The 16,172-nt window shown below is 49.2% G+C and carries 16 protein-coding genes; 9 read left to right on the top strand and 7 right to left on the bottom strand.

What is annotated here, in order from left to right; translation table 11 throughout:
• The first annotated feature begins 32 nt into the window (after positions 1 to 32).
• Complete coding sequence (locus CBE68_RS09695; RefSeq protein WP_143824532.1) at positions 33 to 1,349, top strand: hypothetical protein; 1,317 nt, start codon at positions 33 to 35, stop codon at positions 1,347 to 1,349.
• On the opposite strand, the gene CBE68_RS09690 is transcribed toward CBE68_RS09695, so the two are convergent.
• Positions 1,346 to 1,690, bottom strand: a complete 345-nt coding sequence (locus CBE68_RS09690) for a DUF3301 domain-containing protein (protein WP_143824531.1) — start codon at positions 1,688 to 1,690, stop codon at positions 1,346 to 1,348. The two genes, CBE68_RS09695 and CBE68_RS09690, sit on opposite strands and share 4 nt — an antisense overlap.
• 50 nt (positions 1,691 to 1,740) lie before the next feature.
• On the bottom strand, positions 1,741 to 2,064 hold the full coding sequence (locus CBE68_RS09685) for an antibiotic biosynthesis monooxygenase family protein (RefSeq protein ID WP_087505876.1): 324 nt from the start codon (positions 2,062 to 2,064) through the stop codon (positions 1,741 to 1,743).
• Between the two features lie 243 nt (positions 2,065 to 2,307).
• On the opposite strand from CBE68_RS09685, the gene CBE68_RS09680 reads away from it, so the two are divergent.
• From CBE68_RS09680 to CBE68_RS09660, 5 genes are all read left to right on the top strand, one after another.
• On the top strand, positions 2,308 to 3,597 hold the full coding sequence (locus CBE68_RS09680) for an alpha/beta hydrolase (RefSeq protein WP_143824530.1): 1,290 nt from the start codon (positions 2,308 to 2,310) through the stop codon (positions 3,595 to 3,597).
• A gap of 17 nt (positions 3,598 to 3,614) precedes the next feature.
• A complete protein-coding gene (locus tag CBE68_RS09675; RefSeq protein ID WP_087505874.1) occupies positions 3,615 to 4,373 on the top strand; it encodes an MlaA family lipoprotein in 759 nt (252 codons plus the stop codon).
• Between the two features lie 193 nt (positions 4,374 to 4,566).
• The gene (locus tag CBE68_RS09670; protein ID WP_158100562.1) at positions 4,567 to 5,703 is read left to right on the top strand and encodes an efflux RND transporter periplasmic adaptor subunit; all 1,137 of its coding nucleotides are present in this window, start codon (positions 4,567 to 4,569) and stop codon (positions 5,701 to 5,703) included.
• An 18-nt stretch (positions 5,704 to 5,721) separates the two neighbouring features.
• A complete protein-coding gene (locus CBE68_RS09665; RefSeq protein ID WP_087505872.1) occupies positions 5,722 to 8,850 on the top strand; it encodes an efflux RND transporter permease subunit in 3,129 nt (1,042 codons plus the stop codon).
• 109 nt (positions 8,851 to 8,959) lie between these two features.
• Positions 8,960 to 9,529 (top strand): Tll0287-like domain-containing protein, encoded by a 570-nt coding sequence (locus CBE68_RS09660; protein ID WP_229744722.1) that lies wholly within the window; start codon positions 8,960 to 8,962, stop codon positions 9,527 to 9,529.
• Here CBE68_RS09660 and CBE68_RS09655 read toward each other — a convergent pair.
• The 4 genes from CBE68_RS09655 to CBE68_RS09640 all read right to left on the bottom strand — a co-directional run bounded on the left by CBE68_RS09655 (position 9,526) and on the right by CBE68_RS09640 (position 13,078).
• Positions 9,526 to 10,293, bottom strand: a complete 768-nt coding sequence (locus CBE68_RS09655) for a hypothetical protein (RefSeq protein WP_087505871.1) — start codon at positions 10,291 to 10,293, stop codon at positions 9,526 to 9,528. The genes CBE68_RS09660 and CBE68_RS09655 overlap by 4 nt on opposite strands.
• Complete coding sequence (locus tag CBE68_RS09650) at positions 10,286 to 10,837, bottom strand: RNA polymerase sigma factor (RefSeq protein ID WP_087505870.1); 552 nt, start codon at positions 10,835 to 10,837, stop codon at positions 10,286 to 10,288. The genes CBE68_RS09655 and CBE68_RS09650 overlap by 8 nt, the downstream gene beginning before the upstream one ends.
• Positions 10,821 to 12,629 carry a vWA domain-containing protein gene (locus CBE68_RS09645; protein WP_087505869.1) on the bottom strand — a complete coding sequence of 603 codons (1,809 nt, stop codon included), beginning with the start codon at positions 12,627 to 12,629 and terminating at the stop codon, positions 10,821 to 10,823. The genes CBE68_RS09650 and CBE68_RS09645 overlap by 17 nt, the downstream gene beginning before the upstream one ends.
• 74 nt (positions 12,630 to 12,703) lie before the next feature.
• Positions 12,704 to 13,078: a YbaN family protein gene (locus CBE68_RS09640; protein WP_229744721.1), complete on the bottom strand. Its 375-nt coding sequence runs from the start codon at positions 13,076 to 13,078 to the stop codon at positions 12,704 to 12,706.
• 155 nt (positions 13,079 to 13,233) lie between these two features.
• Between CBE68_RS09640 and CBE68_RS09635 the strand changes: the two genes are divergently transcribed.
• The 3 genes from CBE68_RS09635 (at position 13,234) to cspE (ending at position 15,341) form a co-directional block, all read left to right on the top strand.
• On the top strand, positions 13,234 to 14,187 hold the full coding sequence (locus CBE68_RS09635) for an acetylxylan esterase (protein WP_087505867.1): 954 nt from the start codon (positions 13,234 to 13,236) through the stop codon (positions 14,185 to 14,187).
• A 20-nt stretch (positions 14,188 to 14,207) separates the two neighbouring features.
• Positions 14,208 to 14,936: an esterase family protein gene (locus CBE68_RS09630; RefSeq protein WP_087505866.1), complete on the top strand. Its 729-nt coding sequence runs from the start codon at positions 14,208 to 14,210 to the stop codon at positions 14,934 to 14,936.
• A 198-nt stretch (positions 14,937 to 15,134) separates the two neighbouring features.
• Positions 15,135 to 15,341: a transcription antiterminator/RNA stability regulator CspE gene (gene cspE, locus CBE68_RS09625; protein WP_087505865.1), complete on the top strand. Its 207-nt coding sequence runs from the start codon at positions 15,135 to 15,137 to the stop codon at positions 15,339 to 15,341.
• A 72-nt stretch (positions 15,342 to 15,413) separates the two neighbouring features.
• On the opposite strand, the gene CBE68_RS09620 is transcribed toward cspE, so the two are convergent.
• Entirely contained in the window at positions 15,414 to 16,154 is a 741-nt protein-coding gene (locus tag CBE68_RS09620; protein WP_087505922.1) for a DeoR/GlpR family DNA-binding transcription regulator, read from the bottom strand.
• Positions 16,155 to 16,172: the final 18 nt, after the last annotated feature.

The raw sequence follows: 16,172 nt of genomic DNA, 5'->3' as shown, positions 1-16,172 counted from the left end.
CAGCAAGCGAATGCCACTGGAGAACCAACAACATGCGTTGCAAAACCCTGTTTTTTTGTTTTTCACTAATCCTTATCACTGCTTGTGGCGGTGGTGGCAGCTCCTCGCCTAGCGCTTCATCCGGTGGCGACAATGATGGCCCGAGTACAACACTAGCAACCATTTACCCCTATCGGACGAGCGCGTACAGCGCTGTGCTAAATGACTGTGTCACAGCCTACCAAGATGACATGTCGTGCTTTGTCGATACGCTACCGCCTTTAGGTATTGGCGATGACACGGTAACAGTTGATGACATCATGGATCGCTTAGTCGTCAGTCACGATTGGATGGCACAACGCTTTGAACGTTTCTTGCAGCAAGCTTCGCCAAGCATGATTGCAATGTTCGAGCCCTTAACCGCCGTGGTGATCGCGTTCGATATCCGGCCTGCTTTCTACCACCCATTGACTGGCGCTATGTACATCGACCCGGCATTTTTATGGTTGACTCCCACAGAGTATGCTTCAATCGATGATTCACCGGATTATCGTTCTGGGTTTGGTAGCAACTTGGCTCTGGATACTGGTTGGCGCTACGTTAATGTCCATGGCAACTACATTACCGTGAGTAACTTTTCCGATGGCAATGACAGCCGCTCATTTGCCGACATTGTGCCGGGCGTGACCAATCTATTGTTTCACGAATTAGCTCATGCCAACGATTTTCTGCCACCCGATGTTCGGAGCAGCGTTCGCCTGCCATTAGGGGATGACTCATTTTTCGACCTGATTGATGACGTATTTGCCAACAACCAGAGCATTCAGCAACGGCTTATCGAACCATTTCCGCTGCTCAACAATACCCTGAAGACATTGGCTGAAGTGTTGTTTGGCGGCAATGCGGCCAGTGCCAACCTGCTGCAATTAAGCGCGACCGAAGCTGGAGTGATGTTCGAGTTAGACGGCGCCTCGGACATGTATAACTATTACACCAGCGCCGAAGATGTCGCGATGTTGTTTGAAGAAGCCATGATGTCATACTCCATGGATGCCCTCAGAGACGTCGCGTTTTTAAACACCGACAGCGACAATTACTGTGACCAAACCATTGGCTGGGCTCAGCGCGGACGGATTGGTGAGTTTCAAGTCAACAATCGGGCGCAAATGGTGGTGACGATGATGCTGCCAAACCAAGCGATGCAAGTGAATGCGCACTTGGCCAACTTAGGTTCAGCTCAAATTATCCAACCAGGCTTACCCTGGTGTGATTCTCGCTCAGCATTGAGCATGCAACCATTAACGCTGCGATCGGCCGCAAATGCCCCCGGCAAAACAGAGTCGGAACAGCGCTTACCTATCGGCCATTAGCCAATGCGATGAGGCTCAACAGTAACATTGAGCAGCTTTGAGCCTCTCATCACCACTTCTCCGGTGTAGCGTTCATAACCCGTTGAGGTAAATTCAAACTGATAACAACGTTCAATCACCAGCTGGCCGGATTCGTTGCGCCGAAAACGCCAATGGCCTTGCACAACGCACTCATCGAGCAACTGCAATCCTAGGTTTTGGCAATATGCCCGAGCGGCTCTAAGCGCTCGCTCTTGAGCTTCTCTGGCCTTCCACCAAATCAAGCAAACACTGGCAAGACACAATAAAACGATGACAGTAGTTAAGTCGAAAACCATGACCAAAGAAATGCGCAACTTCAATAAGGCTGCATAGAGTTACATACCAGCAGCAGATTGCAACATTACTGTGGCTAAAGATCCTTGTGGTCAACCTTGCTGGCAACGACATGATCTAACACGGGTGTCATGGTCACAGGGCGTTCTTTGCGAATAATGGCCGACATCATTTTCTGCCGTGCTTCTTGGTCAGAATCTTCGATCCGCAATGCTTTAAGCCAATGCTGTTCGCTAGGCCAATAGGACAATGAGCGCCACCACCCATCACTGCACTTACTTAATTTCGAGCCCAGCGCGCCGTATTGATTGACGTTGCGATGGACAATTTCACTCCAACCTTCTTGAAACACCTGTTCTTTGCCAGGTTTTAACTGCCAACGGTAAAGTACGTGAAACATAATCTTTCTCTCCGGCAACAACTGGTTACCTTATTAATAGCATTCCCAAATGGAACAAGTGATGAGTAATCACTCAATTTACTGGGTTGAATGAGGTCCTTACCACAGTTTTGCGACAAACAAAGCATTTACTCCAGTAAAAGTCTATTCACAAGTCCGCTTTATTTTTTACATTTTTAGCGCATAATGAATTTCGTAACATCGACAAAAGCCTTAATTTTCAATGCGCGTGGAAATAACGATATGAAAAGGATAATGCGATTAGGGGCGCTGTTGTTGGGGATGGTTGGTATTGCTCAAGCAGCACCAACCACTGACGACTATCAGTTCCCTTTCTCTGACCCATTCAAAGCAACCGTTTTCGGCACTCCGGCCGATTTCAAAGCAGATCTGCCTGACGATATTCATCGTCGCGAGTTCAGTATTGATCTGTACCCAGAACGCGAAACACCCGAGGTATTTTGGTATCACGAAGGGTTCCAGTACTCCGTGGTTTACCAGAAAAAACCAGCGCCTTTGGTCTTTTCGATTGCCGGCACCGGCGGTAAGTACAATGGCGGCAAGATGATTGCGCTGGAAAAAGCGTTCTTCAAAGCCGGCTATAACGTCATTTCCATCACTTCACCAACGCACCCGAATTTCATTGTCAGTGCCTCGAGCAAACAAATGCCCGGCTACTTGGAAAAAGATGCCGAAGAGATCTATGCGGTGATGCAGAAGACATTGGCTGATGCTCAGAGCAAACTCGGTGACAAACTACAAGTAACCGACTTTTACCTCACTGGCTATAGCCTTGGTGGCGCCCACTCTGCCTTTGTTAGCAAGCTCGACGAAGAGAAAAAAGCGTTTAACTTCAAAAAAGTATTATTGGTAAACCCACCGGTGAGCCTTTATAACTCAGTGGTTATTCTCGATGGTTACGTTGAGTCAGTTGGCTCTGAGGGGCTGCGCAATACCGTCAACGGCATTTTCGATCGAGTTGGCGACAGCGTCTCTCACGCCACCCGCGTTGAGCTGACCCCAGAGTTTCTATACAAAATGTTTGTCGCAGCCAATGTCAGTGACCAAGAGCTATCGCAACTGATTGGACTAGCATTCCGGCTGAGCTCAACTGATATGATTTTTGCCATCGATGTGATGCAAAACATCGGCGCACTAACCTACAAAAATCACCAAATCAGCAAACATGAAAGCATTAGCCACTCGTTTTTACGCGGTGCGTCAATTGGTTTTCTAACCTACTTCGAGCGCGGCATGGTGCCGTTTTATCAAGCTCGCAATCCAGACTTATCGAGAGCCGATATGATTGATCGCTTGAGTCTGATTGAGCTTGAAGACTATCTCAAGACATCGGAAAAAATCGGTATGGTCACTAATGCCGACGACATCATCTTGGCCGGTCCAGATTTGAAGTTCTTAGAAAACACCTTTGGTGATCGCGGCTGGATTTATCCAAATGGCGGCCACTGCGGCAACATGGACGAGAAAGTGTGGGTGGAAGACATGCTCGCTTTTTTCGCCAGCAGTAATTAAGCAGGGAGCAATCAACGATGAAACAATTATATTTTGTGCGCAACCTGGTGCTCGCTGCTGGCGTCGCACTGCTTACTGCCTGTAGTGCGACACCCGATTTAGAGCCTGATGCTGAAGAACCGAGGATCCCACTGCCAGATACATCTGAGATGGATCCACGTGGCATCGGCTACGTCGACAATGATCCATGGGAAGGCTTCAACCGCCGCATGTATTACTTTAATGCCAAAGCTGACGAGTACGTGTTACTGCCGGTGGTTCGCGGTTATGAATACGTGACACCGGAAGTCATGCAAACCGGGGTGAACAATTTCTTCAGTAACTTGGGAGAAATCAACACCTTCATGAACTCGGTGTTGCAGCTCAAAGGTGAGCGAGCAATCACCACGGCGTTCCGCTTCGTGACGAACTCAACCATCGGTATTTTCGGCCTGTTTGACCCAGCAACCGCCATGGGTGTCTACCGTGAGAAAGAGGACTTCGGTCAAACCTTAGGTTACTGGGGTGTTGGCGATGGCCCTTATTTGGTGGTGCCACTACTGGGACCATCGAGTGCCCGAGATGGCTTTGGTTTAGTGGTTGACTCATTAGTCTACAACGAAGTCGTTGACGAAATGGGGCTGAAAACGAACGAAGAAATCGCGATGATGATTATTCGCTCAATTAACGCTCGAAAACAGATTCCATTCCGTTACTACTCAACAGGTTCAGCATTTGAGTACGAGTTAATTCGCTTCTTGTACTTCCGAGCTCGCGAAATTCAAATTCAGCGCTAACTGAATGTTGAAAAGACTCCGCTACGGCGGAGTCTTTACTTTGCAACAAACAACTAGCCCAATAATTCATATCATTGGCGAGCATCCATCAGTCACAATTTGACGTTAGACTCCAATGCTATTCTGAAGTGTTAGTTCCACTTGCCATTAAATGTGCAATGTTCATCAGTATCGAGAAGCAAGGATTAGGTTCATGAACAAACATCCCATCAAATTACGAGCACTAGCTTTATTGGCTATAGCTGGCATTACCGTGAGTTGCTCTGATGCGCCACCACCTCCACCACCAGCACCGAAAATCGAATTTCAAGTCATCGACCTGAAACCTCTTAATCCTGCAGTTGAGTTTGTTGGCCGCACCGTTGCTTCTGAAGACGTATCAATCAAAGCTAGAGTCAGCGGTCAACTGTTGGCGCGCCACTTTAAAGACGGCGCTAAAGTTGAGCAAAACCAGTTGTTGTTTGAGATTGACCCGGCCTCCTACACTGCTGAACTGAACCGTCAGAAGGCAACATTATCGCAAGCCAAAAGCGCTTATGAAGTTGCCTCATTGCAATATTCCAGAGGCAAACAGCTTAATGAGAAAAAGCTGCTGTCGGATATGGATATGGATGAGCTAACCTCACGCATGCTACAAGCCAAAGCATCCGTCGAAGGAGCTGAATCTGCAGTAGAGGTCGCCGAGTTAAATTTAGAATACACCAAGGTCCATGCGCCGGTTGCCGGTCGCATGAGTAAGTCGGAAGTATTTATTGGCGATTTGATTACTCCAGAGCGCCAAATGGCCAGCTTGGTTCAAGTGGATCCAATGTGGATCGACTTTCAGGTGTCAGAACGCAGCGTGTTAAATGCACGTCAGCAAATGCTAGAGAGCGGCGCCCATTCAATCGATGATTTGAACATCTCATTGCGTTTGCCCAACAACACCATGTTTGATCAGAAAGGCCGCATCAATGCGTCAGAAAACCGTATTGACCAAGCTACCGGCACAATCTCTATCCGAGCAATTTTCCCCAACCCGGACCAAATACTAATCCCCGGCATGTACGTCACCTTGATTATCGAGGGCATAGAGCCAGTCGAAGCGGTATTGATTGAACAACGGGCAATTTCTCAAGATCAGCAAGGCCATTTCGTGATGGTGGTGAAAGACGACAATACCGTTGAAAAGCGCATCATCAAAGTTGGCAACCAACAAGGCATCTTCTGGCATGTTGAGGAAGGCTTGAGCCCAGGCGAGCGCGTCGTCATCAACGGCTTACAGCGTATTCGCCCCGGCATCACCGTTGATCCGGTCGAAGTCACAGCCGTTCCGTTTGAAAGCAACTAAAGTAATAGGTGACGAACAATGATCAGTAAGTTCTTTGTCAATCGCCCCAAATTTGCTTTTGTCATTTCGATCGTCCTGACCATCATGGGGTTAATTGCCATTCCGGTATTGCCGGTGGCTGAGTTCCCCGAAATCGCACCACCTCAGGTAGCGGTCAGTACCTCTTATCCAGGGGCTAATGCGGTGGTGGTTCAAGATACCATCGCTAAAATCATCGAATCGGAAGTGAATGGCGTAGAAGACATGATTTACATGTCTTCTAAATCAGCCAACGATGGCAGTTACAGCCTGACGGTGACATTTGAAGTGGGCACCGATGCCGACATGGCTCAGGTCAATGTCCAGAACAGGGTGCAGCAAGCCATGCCGAAGCTTCCCGAGGAAGTCGCGCGGCAAGGTATCAAGGTCAATAAGAAAAGCTCAAGCATGTTGATGATCGTCAACTTGATCACTGAGCCAGACAAATTTGATTCGCTGTTTCTGACCAACTATGCCGGTATCAACATCGTTGACAACTTAACTCGAGTAACCGGCGTCTCCGAAGTCAACGTTATCGGAGCCATGGACTACGCCATTCGAGTTTGGCTCAACCCTGATCGAATGGCGGCACTGAATATCACCACCTCGGATGTTTCAGATTCTCTGCGCGAGCAAAACATTCAGGTCGCTGCCGGTCGAATTGGTGCCGCTCCGGTGCCTCGCGATCAACAATTCCAATATACCCTATCGACCCAAGGCCGGCTGTCATCGGTCAAGGAGTTCGAAGAGGTTATTCTGCGGACCAACCGTGACGGCTCGACTGTGTCATTGGGTGATATCGCTCGTATTGAACTCGGCTCACAAACCTATGATGCAGAAGGCAAGCTGAACAATGCCCCAAGTGCCCTGATCGCTATTTATCAAATGAGCGATGCCAATGCGTTGGATGTAGCAGATGGCATCTACGCCGAGATGGATCGGCTATCAGAAGCCTTTCCTGATGGCATGAGCTACGAAATTCTCTATGACACCACTGAATTCGTAGAAACATCAATCAACGAAGTGGTAACGACACTCTTTATCTCGGTAGCCTTAGTCGTGTTGGTGGTGTTCATCTTCTTGCAAGATGTCCGCTCCACCTTGATTCCAGCAATTGCCATTCCGGTGTCGCTGATTGGTACTTTTGTGTTCCTGTTAGCCGCCGATATGACCATCAACACGGTGTCATTATTCGCCCTGATCCTAGCCATCGGTATTGTCGTCGACGATGCCATTTTGGTGGTTGAAAATGTCAGTCGAATCATGGCCGAAGAGGGACTGTCGGCGCCAGAAGCAACCATCAAAGCCATGGCTGAAGTATCTGGTCCAATTATCGCAACAACCTTGGTGTTGCTTGCGGTATTTGCGCCAACGGCGGTCATGCCCGGTATTACCGGGCAAATGTATGCTCAGTTCTCAGTCACAATTTGTATCTCGGTGATTATTTCATCGATCAACGCGCTGACTCTGAGTCCTGCCCTCTGCGCCTCGTTACTGAAAGCGCCAAAGCAGAAGAACACCGGCTTCCATGGCCTGTTTAACAAGTACTTTGGCCTACTGACCGAAAAGTACACCGGCCTGGTTCGTCAAATCCTCGGCAAATTTATGCTGGTAGGAATTTGCTACCTGGTCATCATCGGCTGTACCGCATTGCTGGGTTCAGCACTGCCGACCGGTTTTGTACCGCAGGAAGACAAAAAGGCCTTCATGGTCGATGTTCAGCTGCCTGACGGTTCATCAATCAACCGCACCGATGAGGTGATGGAAGAAATGGTCAATATGGTGCTATCGGAGCCAGGCGTCGAGAACGTCATTCATGCCTCTGGTTTTAGTATTCTGACCAATGCCATTGCCTCGAATGCTGGTTTGATCGTGGTGAGCTTAAGTGGCTGGGATGAGCGTCTCGATGACGATATGCACGAGCAACAAATCCTCCGGCGAGTGCAAGCAAAACTCAATACCATTGCCGAAGCTCGAGCTGTTGGCTTCTCACTACCACCAATATCGGGGGTGGGTAACGTCGGTGGCGTCGAGTTCGTGCTGCAAGATTTGCAGGGCCGCGGTGCTGCCGAACTATCGAACGTGATGACTGGCTTTATCATGGCAGCCAATGCGCAACCAGAGGTTGGTGTTGCCTTTAGTAATTTCCGCGCCGATGTACCGCAGCTTTACGTTGATGTTGACCGCCGTAAGGCGAAAGTCCAAGGTGTACCCTTATCAGAGATATTTGGCACCCTATCGACTTTCCTCGGCTCTGCGTACGTCAATGACTTTAACCTGTTTGGTAAAGTGTTCCGGGTGATGACCCAAGCTGAAACCGAGTTTCGCGATGACCCTCGTGATATTCAGCGTTTTTACGTTCGCACCGGCAGTGGCGAAATGGTGCCTCTGAGCACCCTCGTGCAGGTGCAACCGAAGCTTGGGCCTGAGGTACTCGACCAATACAACCTCTATCCATCAGTCACCATCAACGCGCTGCCAGCCCCTGGTTATAGCTCTGGCGAGGCCATCCAAGCGTTAAGTCGGGCTGCGACCGAATCGCTACCCGCTGGCTACAGCTTTGAGTGGACCGGGCAAACCTATCAGGAGTTGAAAGCAGGCAACTTAGCCTTGGTTATTTTTGCCTTGGCGATTGTCTTTACCTATCTGTTCTTGGTTGCTCAATACGAAAGCTGGACCATTCCGCTGGCCGTGATGTTGGCCGTACCATTAGCGGTCATGGGGGCCTTCCTCAATGTTTGGTTTGCCAGTTCAGATGTCAATCTCTACACCCAAATCGGCTTAGTACTGCTCATTGGCCTAGCCAGTAAAAACGCGATTCTGATTGTCGAATTTGCCAAAGTGCTGCGAGAAGATGAAAAGCTGCCCATTCTCGAAGCGGCAGCCAAAGCTGCTCGGCTGCGTTTCAGAGCCGTACTGATGACGGCTATCTCATTTATCTTTGGCATATTCCCACTGGTGGTTGCAGTGGGAGCAGGTGCCGCAAGCCGCAACTCGTTGGGCTATGCGGTATTTGGAGGCATGCTGGTGGCAACGCTGGTTGGTACCTTGATCGTGCCGGTGTTCTTCGCCATGTTGCAAACCATGCGAGAGAAGGTCAAAGGGCGAGCAGAAACGGAGCAAGCTTAGTCCTAACGAATGACATCACAATCGTCAAATGCCGCCAATTGGCGGCATTATTTTTTGCGTTGGCGTTTGGACTAAACTGTTAGACAAAGATTCAATGCAAGGAAGTATCATGTCGACACCAACCATGGCGATCAGCGGCATTATCACGGCTGCAATGCTAAGTACCGCAAACGCCGAACCCGCCAAGCAAAATACCCTGCGCGCGGAAGCACAACAGCTGGTGCAACAATTCGGCCAGCGGCTCAAGCCGCAGCTGATCAAAAGTATGCAACAAGGTGGGCCGGTCGAGGCGATTGCAGTGTGTGCAACCAAAGCCCCTGAGATAGCGAGCCAATTGAGTGAAAGCTCGGGTTGGCAGATGAAGCGAGTGAGTCTGAAAGCACGCAATCAAACTTCTGCGCTGCCAGATGCGTGGGAAGCAAAGGTATTGACAGCATTTGATCAGCAAGCCGCCGAGGGCAAAATAAATGGCCCGCTATTCACCGATTCGCTCGAGCAAGGCAGCTATCGATTCATGCAAGCGCAACCGGTTGAGCCATTATGTTTGCATTGTCACGGTAAGAACTTAACACCGGATATCAAAGCCAGTCTCAAACAGAATTATCCACAAGACATGGCAACGGGCTACCAGCTAGGCCAAATCCGCGGCGCATTTAGCCTAACCAAGCCGCTCGATTAACGATGGAGATTACACACGGTAAAGTCTTCTGCTGGGACTTTGGCAACTTGCCAGTTGTCACCTTCAGCGCGGACCAAATAAGCTGTTTGAGCTATTTCGACAAGTTGCCAAGGCTGCTCTTGCCACTCAATTGATGGCCCTGACAACACAGAACCACTATCAGTGCCATCGGGTAAGTCATTACTTATCACCAAGTCATCGCGGCGGGCGAGCTTGTATTGCAAACAAAAACTGAATTTCAGTAGCTGCTCTGAATGTTGGCGCTCGGCTTGCCGCTGCGCTTGTTCCAGCTTGTGTCTGGCAACCAAAGCTTGTTCAGCTTCTCTGGCTTGTTGTTGCACTTGTTCGGCAGCTTGCTGTTCCTTTGCAACTTCGGCAGCAGCAAATTGCGATTCAAGGGCATCGGCAGAACTTGGCGGCGGCGATTTTGGCTCTACTGACGTGGGCGCCGCAGCCATGGCGTCTTCAGTCGCAACTTCCATTGGCACTTGGTTTTCGACAATGGTGTTGTCGGTCTGTGGTCGCCATTCAATCAGATCCGGTTGCCATAACCACCAGCCAACCACTGCGACTCCAATCACCGACGCGGCTCTCGCCCACATGGGTACCGACGCCCAATCACGACCCTTACGCAACTGGCTATGGGCTTGTAAGCGGATTGCCTCATCCACTTCGGCTTTTGGCTGCAACTCAGTCACTGCTTGGTAATAGGCTTTTTCTAAATCCCCATCACTTGGGCTATTTGGCTTGGATTCATTACTCATGATGGCGTTCCCAACAACGACGTAATTGACTGTAGGAAGCTCGGATGCGGCTTTTCACAGTTTCAAATGTTGCTCCGAGGATTAGGCTGATTTCTTCCACCGCAAGGCCAGTTTGTTTGAGCATAAAGGCATCGCGCTGCACTTTAGACAAGCGACCCACGCACATTAAGATCACCGCATTGGTGGCTTGTTGCAGCTGAATTTTTTGCGGGTCGACATCGTCACTAAACTGCTCTACGACGTTGCCATCATCACTTGTTTGACTCGGCTGACGTTGCTGACCACGCCAGTAGTCGGCAATTTTCCTTCTGGCGATGGTAAACAGATAGCCTCTAAAACTACCGCAGGGCATATAGTCCGATGCTTGCTCTATGACTACCATCCAGCAATCCTGAAATACCTCATTGGCAACGGCTTCAGGTAATTGTTGCCGAATAAAGCCAAACAGGGGCTGACGAAAACGCTGATACAAAATATCAAACGCGGCGGCATCGCCACGTTTGCCATAGTCATTTAACAGTTGGTCATCATTTCGCAGGGTCATTCAAAGTGCTTTCCATTGCTGCGAGTGGCGCAGCATGAATCGTCTCCATAGTCTGGGTTAACTGTGGTTGATCACCAAATTGTTGACCACTCTGCTGACTCAAACTTTGAGCCAGTCGTAATAAGCGAACAAATTCAGCGCGATAACCAAATCGATCAACGCCTTTTCCAGCATTCGCCAGTTCAATCAGCTGAGCATAATCGAAATCGGCCAGATAGTCGTTGTTTCTTAATTTTTGGCCAAATGCAGCGACAGCAATAGCAAACTTGTCATCACTGGATAATTCGCTCCGCGCCAGCAATTGCTGACGATTCAATCTCACTCGCTGAAGTTGAGATGCTTGCTGTTGCTGCAACTTATAGCGAACACGCAGTTCAGCCAAGTCGTCATTGTCATTGCCATGGTGTTGAGATTCATGCTGTGATTCACGCTGAAACACCAACGGATCGATGCGCGACGGTGCGTCCGCCAGCGTCAATTCGTACAAAGCTGTCACCGTGTGGCCGGCGCCAATATCACCGGCATCTTTGCGATCTTCATTAAAATCTTGCCGATTCAGCACTCTGTTTTCGTAGCCAATCAAACGATACTCGGTCACCACGGTAGGGTTAAATTCAATTTGTAACTTAACATCGTGAGCAACAACTTGCAGAGAACTTCCCAATTGATCCACCAATAGCTTCTGCGCTTCATGCAACGTATCGATGTAGCCAGCCATGCCGTTGCCGATATCGGCCAATTGTTCCATCAAATGATCGTTATAGTTGCCTTGGCCAAAGCCCAGAGTGGAAAAGTGAACACCTTGCTGGCGTTTGCGTTTAATCAACTGTTTCAGCTCATCAATATCAGTAACGCCAACATTTAAATCGCCGTCGGACATCAACATGATTTGATTAATGCCTTGCTCAATTAGATGTTGTTGGGCTTGTTGATAAGCCAGCTGAATGCCAGCACTGCCATGAGTTGAGCCGCCTGCCTGCAACCCAGCAATGGCCTGTTGAATCTTGCTCTGTTCGTTGGCCGGCGTGCTAGCCAAAGCGACACGAGCACCACTTGCATAGGTGACGATGGCAAGACGATCGTCGGCGCGAAGCTGACTCAGCAACAACTGCAGCGACTGTTTAACCAATGGTAACTTGTTGTGAGCACTCATCGAGCCCGACACATCCACTAACACCACCAGATTGGCATCTGGCCGATCGCTAACATCGGGTTGAAAACTATTAAGGCCAATTCTGAGTAAGTGGCGATTGCTATCCCAAGGCGCAATCGACAAGCTGGTGTCGATCGTTATCGGCTCTTCCGCATTTTGTGCCCGCGGGTAGTCGTAGTGGAAGTAGTTCAGCAACTCTTCCACCCGCACAGCATCTTTGGGTGGCAACCGGCCGCTCTCAAGCCAACGTCGGATATTGGCATAACTGGCGGTATCGACATCAGCGCTGAAAGTGGAAACTGGCTTGTCAGCAACCAAGGTCACTTGGTTATCGGCTAGTTGCTGGTAATTGTCGCCATTGGTTCTGCTCTGGTGGTGGCCCATATCAGCACTCAAAACCATTGCCTGAGGGGCTATCATCCGCTTAGCCGACTGCATTTGGTGAGCTTGTTCGCTGGCAAATCGCGGCTGCTGTGGTAACGGTTGCGCAACCACAGGCACGGATGCCGCATGACTACCATCAGTTTGCGGCGCCGCCGGTTGCTTAGCCATTTCGGTTTGGCTGCAAGCCGAGAGAGCAAGTACCAGACAACTGCTGGCGATTAGATATCTGGAGTTGTTAAGAGAACTAAAAGACATCGACGATTTCCTCTGGTTAATTCATCTGTCACAGAGGTAATCGTTTGACGACAAAAAACGGGGCAAACTTTTTTTTAGGTCTGTTTGTATATCGGTGACAATTGAGCAAAACGCAGTTTCGCTCGCCAAAGAAACAACGACACCGAGCAAGCAATAATCAATAACAACAAACGTACCCACCATATCGGCACCACATAGGCACTGAATGCCATTGTTGGCCACATCACTACCATCGCCAACCAAAATGCTTTTGGGCTTACCGCTCGATGTTCTTGATAATGACGCAATGACTTGCCAAACACCGGATGATTGATCAACCAAGCATGAAGTCTGGGCGAAGCACGAACACTCAGAGCGGCAGCCGCTAACAAAAATGGCGTGGTAGGCAACAGCGGCAAAAAGGCACCAAGTAGTCCGAGGCCGACACAAATCAGCGCGAGCAGGTGCATGAGTAAGTACTTTATTCGCATGAGCTCATGTTAGCGCTGGCCAACGAATTGGCGCAACCTAGATTTACCGCAAAGCTACCACCGGCGCTCTGATTAGCTTAAACTTTGCGCCAATGAGAGAACGGTTCCACTCAACAAACTAACAGGGCTGGCTTTTGGTACAACGCAATTTCGATCCGGGCTACGGTTACACAAAATCTCAACTGCTTGCAGTGCCCGCACCGCAAGAGCCGGATGGTTTTGTTGAGTTTTGGCAGCAGCGCTACCAACAAGTCAGTGAGCACCAACTCAATTACAAAGTCAAAGATACCGGCCGTACCGCCGATGGCTTTAAAATCTACCGTTATAAGTTCAGTTCTACCAAGGATGCAGTGATCCGTGGTTGGATGCTCGTTCCGATAGAATCGCCTATCCGCCGAGGCTTTGTCATTGGTCATGGCTACGGCGGCTGTGACGGTCCGCAATCGCATTTGCCGTTTCCCGATGCGGTCATGATGTTTCCCAGTTTTCGCGGTTTGGGGCAAAGCCCTCACCCAAGAATTTCATCTCAACCGCAGTGGCACGTATTGCACAATATTCAAGAGGTCGATCGTTATGTCATTGGCAGCTGCGTGGAAGATTTGTGGCTCAACATTTCTCTGATGTTGAAGCTGTTTCCTGAGCTTGCCGGTAAATTGGGTTACATGGGGATTAGTTTTTCTGGCGGCATTGGTGCATTAGCTCTGCCTTGGGATAAGCGGATCAAAAAAGCTCACTTCAACGTGCCGACATTTGGTAACTACCAAGTTCGCTTGCAGCTGCCAACCTTTGGTAGTGGTTTTAGCGTCCAGCGCTTTTTCAAACGTCATCCAGATGTCACACAAAAGACATTGTCGTTTCACGATGCTGCCATCGCAGCGAAATATATCCGTGCTCCAATGCACTTTGCTTGTGCAAAAAATGACCCAGTTGTGGCACCACCGGGTCAATTTGCCATCTATAACGCGGTACCAAAACATAAGCAGCTATACTGGCTAAGCCACGGCCATGCTGAATATCCGCAGCAACAGAAGGAAGATCAGGAGCTGTTGGCACAGCTAATGCATTTTTTCAGCGATTTGTCATCGTAACTAGACCAGGCTAGGAGCCAATGAAAAGGGAATATCATAAATGGTGGAGTGACCGACTCGGCCGTGACATGGAATTGTTAGTATTCGGCCACAGCGGCGATCGCATGTTGGTTTTTCCAACTCGCAATGCGCGTTTTTATGAATATGAAAACATGCGTATGATCGAAGCGATTCGCAGCAAAATCGATTCGGGACACCTGCAAGTATTTTGCGTCGATTCGATCGACTGTGAATCCTTGTATGCCAACTGGGCTCATCCAGCCAATCGTATTGGCCGCCACCTGCAATATGAGCAATACATCTTACAAGAAGTGTTTCCACTCATGGACTTGCTCAATAACGGTGGTCGCACTATTTCCCATGGCTGCAGCCTCGGCGCATTTCATGCGGCAAACATGGTATTTCGCCATCCCGACAAATTTCAGAAGTTGATTGCCTTCTCTGGGCGGTATGACTTGACCATGGGCGTCGAGTGGTTCGCCGATTTGTTCAACGGTTACTACGACGACAATATCTATTTCAACACCCCAACCCATTTCCTGCCCAATTTAAAGTGCGAGCATAGCCTAAAGGCAATTCGCGATACCGACATCACTTTAGTGATTGGCGAAGACGACCCCTTTAGGCAGAACAACGAGCATTTGAGTCAGATCTTGTGGCAGAAAAATGTTGCTCATGATTTGAAATACTGGGGAGAGCGCGCTCACCGCGGTTATTATTGGCGGCGGATGGCGCCGATGTTTATTTAGGGTGAAACTTGTTCAGCTTTTTAATTGACTTACGGCAATAACCAGATACACTCTCGGCAGCAAGAAAGCAGCACAAAATTTAAACGCACCAAGTTCGGCATATTATTCGTAACATCTCGTCCTGACGCCATTAAGTTCTCGCTTGTTTCCATGCGACCCAGCCTTCGGGCTTTCATTTTTTATTCAGGATATTCAAATATGTCTAAAGTTACTGGTACAGTTAAATGGTTCAACGAAACCAAAGGTTTTGGTTTCATTCAGCAAGACAACGGCCCTGACGTGTTCGCTCACTTCAGCGCAATTAGCAGCGAAGGTTTCAGAACCTTAGCTGAAGGCCAGCGTGTTGAGTTTGTTGTTGGCCAAGGCCAAAAAGGCCCTCAAGCCCAAGATATCGTGGCAATCTAACACACAGCTAAACGCTGGTGTTTGACGATTGAAGAAGCAAGGCAAATGCCTTGCTTTTTTTATGCCGCCAACTTATCCGAGAATCACCTCGACGCCAGCTAGGCGCAAATAATCGAGATCTTGCTGAGCAACCGCAGCATCAGTTAACACAGTCGTTATATCCGACACTTGGCTAATAGTAGACGAGTAGATCTGGCCGAATTTGCTCGAATCGGTTAAAACGATATTACGCCGCTTTTTCGCCACAATGGTCGCCGCAACATCAGCCCGCATCATATCCCGGCTGGTAAAGCCGGTATCACAATGAAAACCGTCAACCCCCAAAAACGCGGTACTAAAGTGAATGTTGTCAATACAAAGTTTGGTCAGAGGCCCCACTAAGCTCTCGCCTTGGTGTTGGTAAACTCCGCCAAGGAGAATGACATTGGCGTTAGAGTGACGCAGTAAATGAGCAATATATGCTGATGGAGTAATGATGCTCACATCGCCGCGTTCAGCTAACGTACGAGCCAGCAAAGCATTGGCACTGCCACCTTCAATCAGCACGGTTTCATTACTGGCAACCAGCTCGGCGGCCTTGTTTGCCAGCGCTTGTTTGATATCAAACCGCACTTCTAAGCGAGCATCGACATCGTCGACTTGCAACGCCACTGCCGCGCCATGCACTCGTTTCAAATAGCCTTGTTGCTCCAATAGATTGAGATCTTGGCGAATGGTCACTCCCGATACGCCCATCAAATCAACCAGCTCAGTCACCTGAATGCGTTTTCGTTCGCTCACCAACTGCAAAATTTCTGATTGTCTTGCGTTCACTTTAAATCCTTGGCTTGG

Origin of the sequence: Neiella marina (genome assembly GCF_002165625.1) — a bacterium.
Lineage (GTDB): Bacteria > Pseudomonadota > Gammaproteobacteria > Enterobacterales > Neiellaceae > Neiella > Neiella marina.
The sequence above is the reverse complement of the archived record's forward strand: the minus strand, read 5'-3'. Positions and strand labels throughout refer to the sequence as shown.

Bases quoted from the DNA above. Each gene is read 5' to 3' on its own strand.
- CBE68_RS09650 (WP_087505870.1), bottom strand. From the start codon at position 10,837: ATGACCCTGCGAAATGATGACCAACTGTTAAATGACTATGGCAAACGT.
- CBE68_RS09640 (WP_229744721.1), bottom strand. From the start codon at position 13,078: ATGCACCTGCTCGCGCTGATTTGTGTCGGCCTCGGACTACTTGGTGCC.
- CBE68_RS09665 (WP_087505872.1), top strand. From the start codon at position 5,722: ATGATCAGTAAGTTCTTTGTCAATCGCCCCAAATTTGCTTTTGTCATT.
- CBE68_RS09675 (WP_087505874.1), top strand. From the start codon at position 3,615: ATGAAACAATTATATTTTGTGCGCAACCTGGTGCTCGCTGCTGGCGTC.
- CBE68_RS09695 (WP_143824532.1), top strand. From the start codon at position 33: ATGCGTTGCAAAACCCTGTTTTTTTGTTTTTCACTAATCCTTATCACT.
- CBE68_RS09660 (WP_229744722.1), top strand. From the start codon at position 8,960: ATGTCGACACCAACCATGGCGATCAGCGGCATTATCACGGCTGCAATG.
- cspE (WP_087505865.1), top strand. From the start codon at position 15,135: ATGTCTAAAGTTACTGGTACAGTTAAATGGTTCAACGAAACCAAAGGT.
- CBE68_RS09680 (WP_143824530.1), top strand. From the start codon at position 2,308: ATGAAAAGGATAATGCGATTAGGGGCGCTGTTGTTGGGGATGGTTGGT.
- CBE68_RS09655 (WP_087505871.1), bottom strand. From the start codon at position 10,293: ATGAGTAATGAATCCAAGCCAAATAGCCCAAGTGATGGGGATTTAGAA.
- CBE68_RS09685 (WP_087505876.1), bottom strand. From the start codon at position 2,064: ATGTTTCACGTACTTTACCGTTGGCAGTTAAAACCTGGCAAAGAACAG.
- CBE68_RS09645 (WP_087505869.1), bottom strand. From the start codon at position 12,629: ATGTCTTTTAGTTCTCTTAACAACTCCAGATATCTAATCGCCAGCAGT.
- CBE68_RS09630 (WP_087505866.1), top strand. From the start codon at position 14,208: ATGAAAAGGGAATATCATAAATGGTGGAGTGACCGACTCGGCCGTGAC.
- CBE68_RS09670 (WP_158100562.1), top strand. From the start codon at position 4,567: ATGAACAAACATCCCATCAAATTACGAGCACTAGCTTTATTGGCTATA.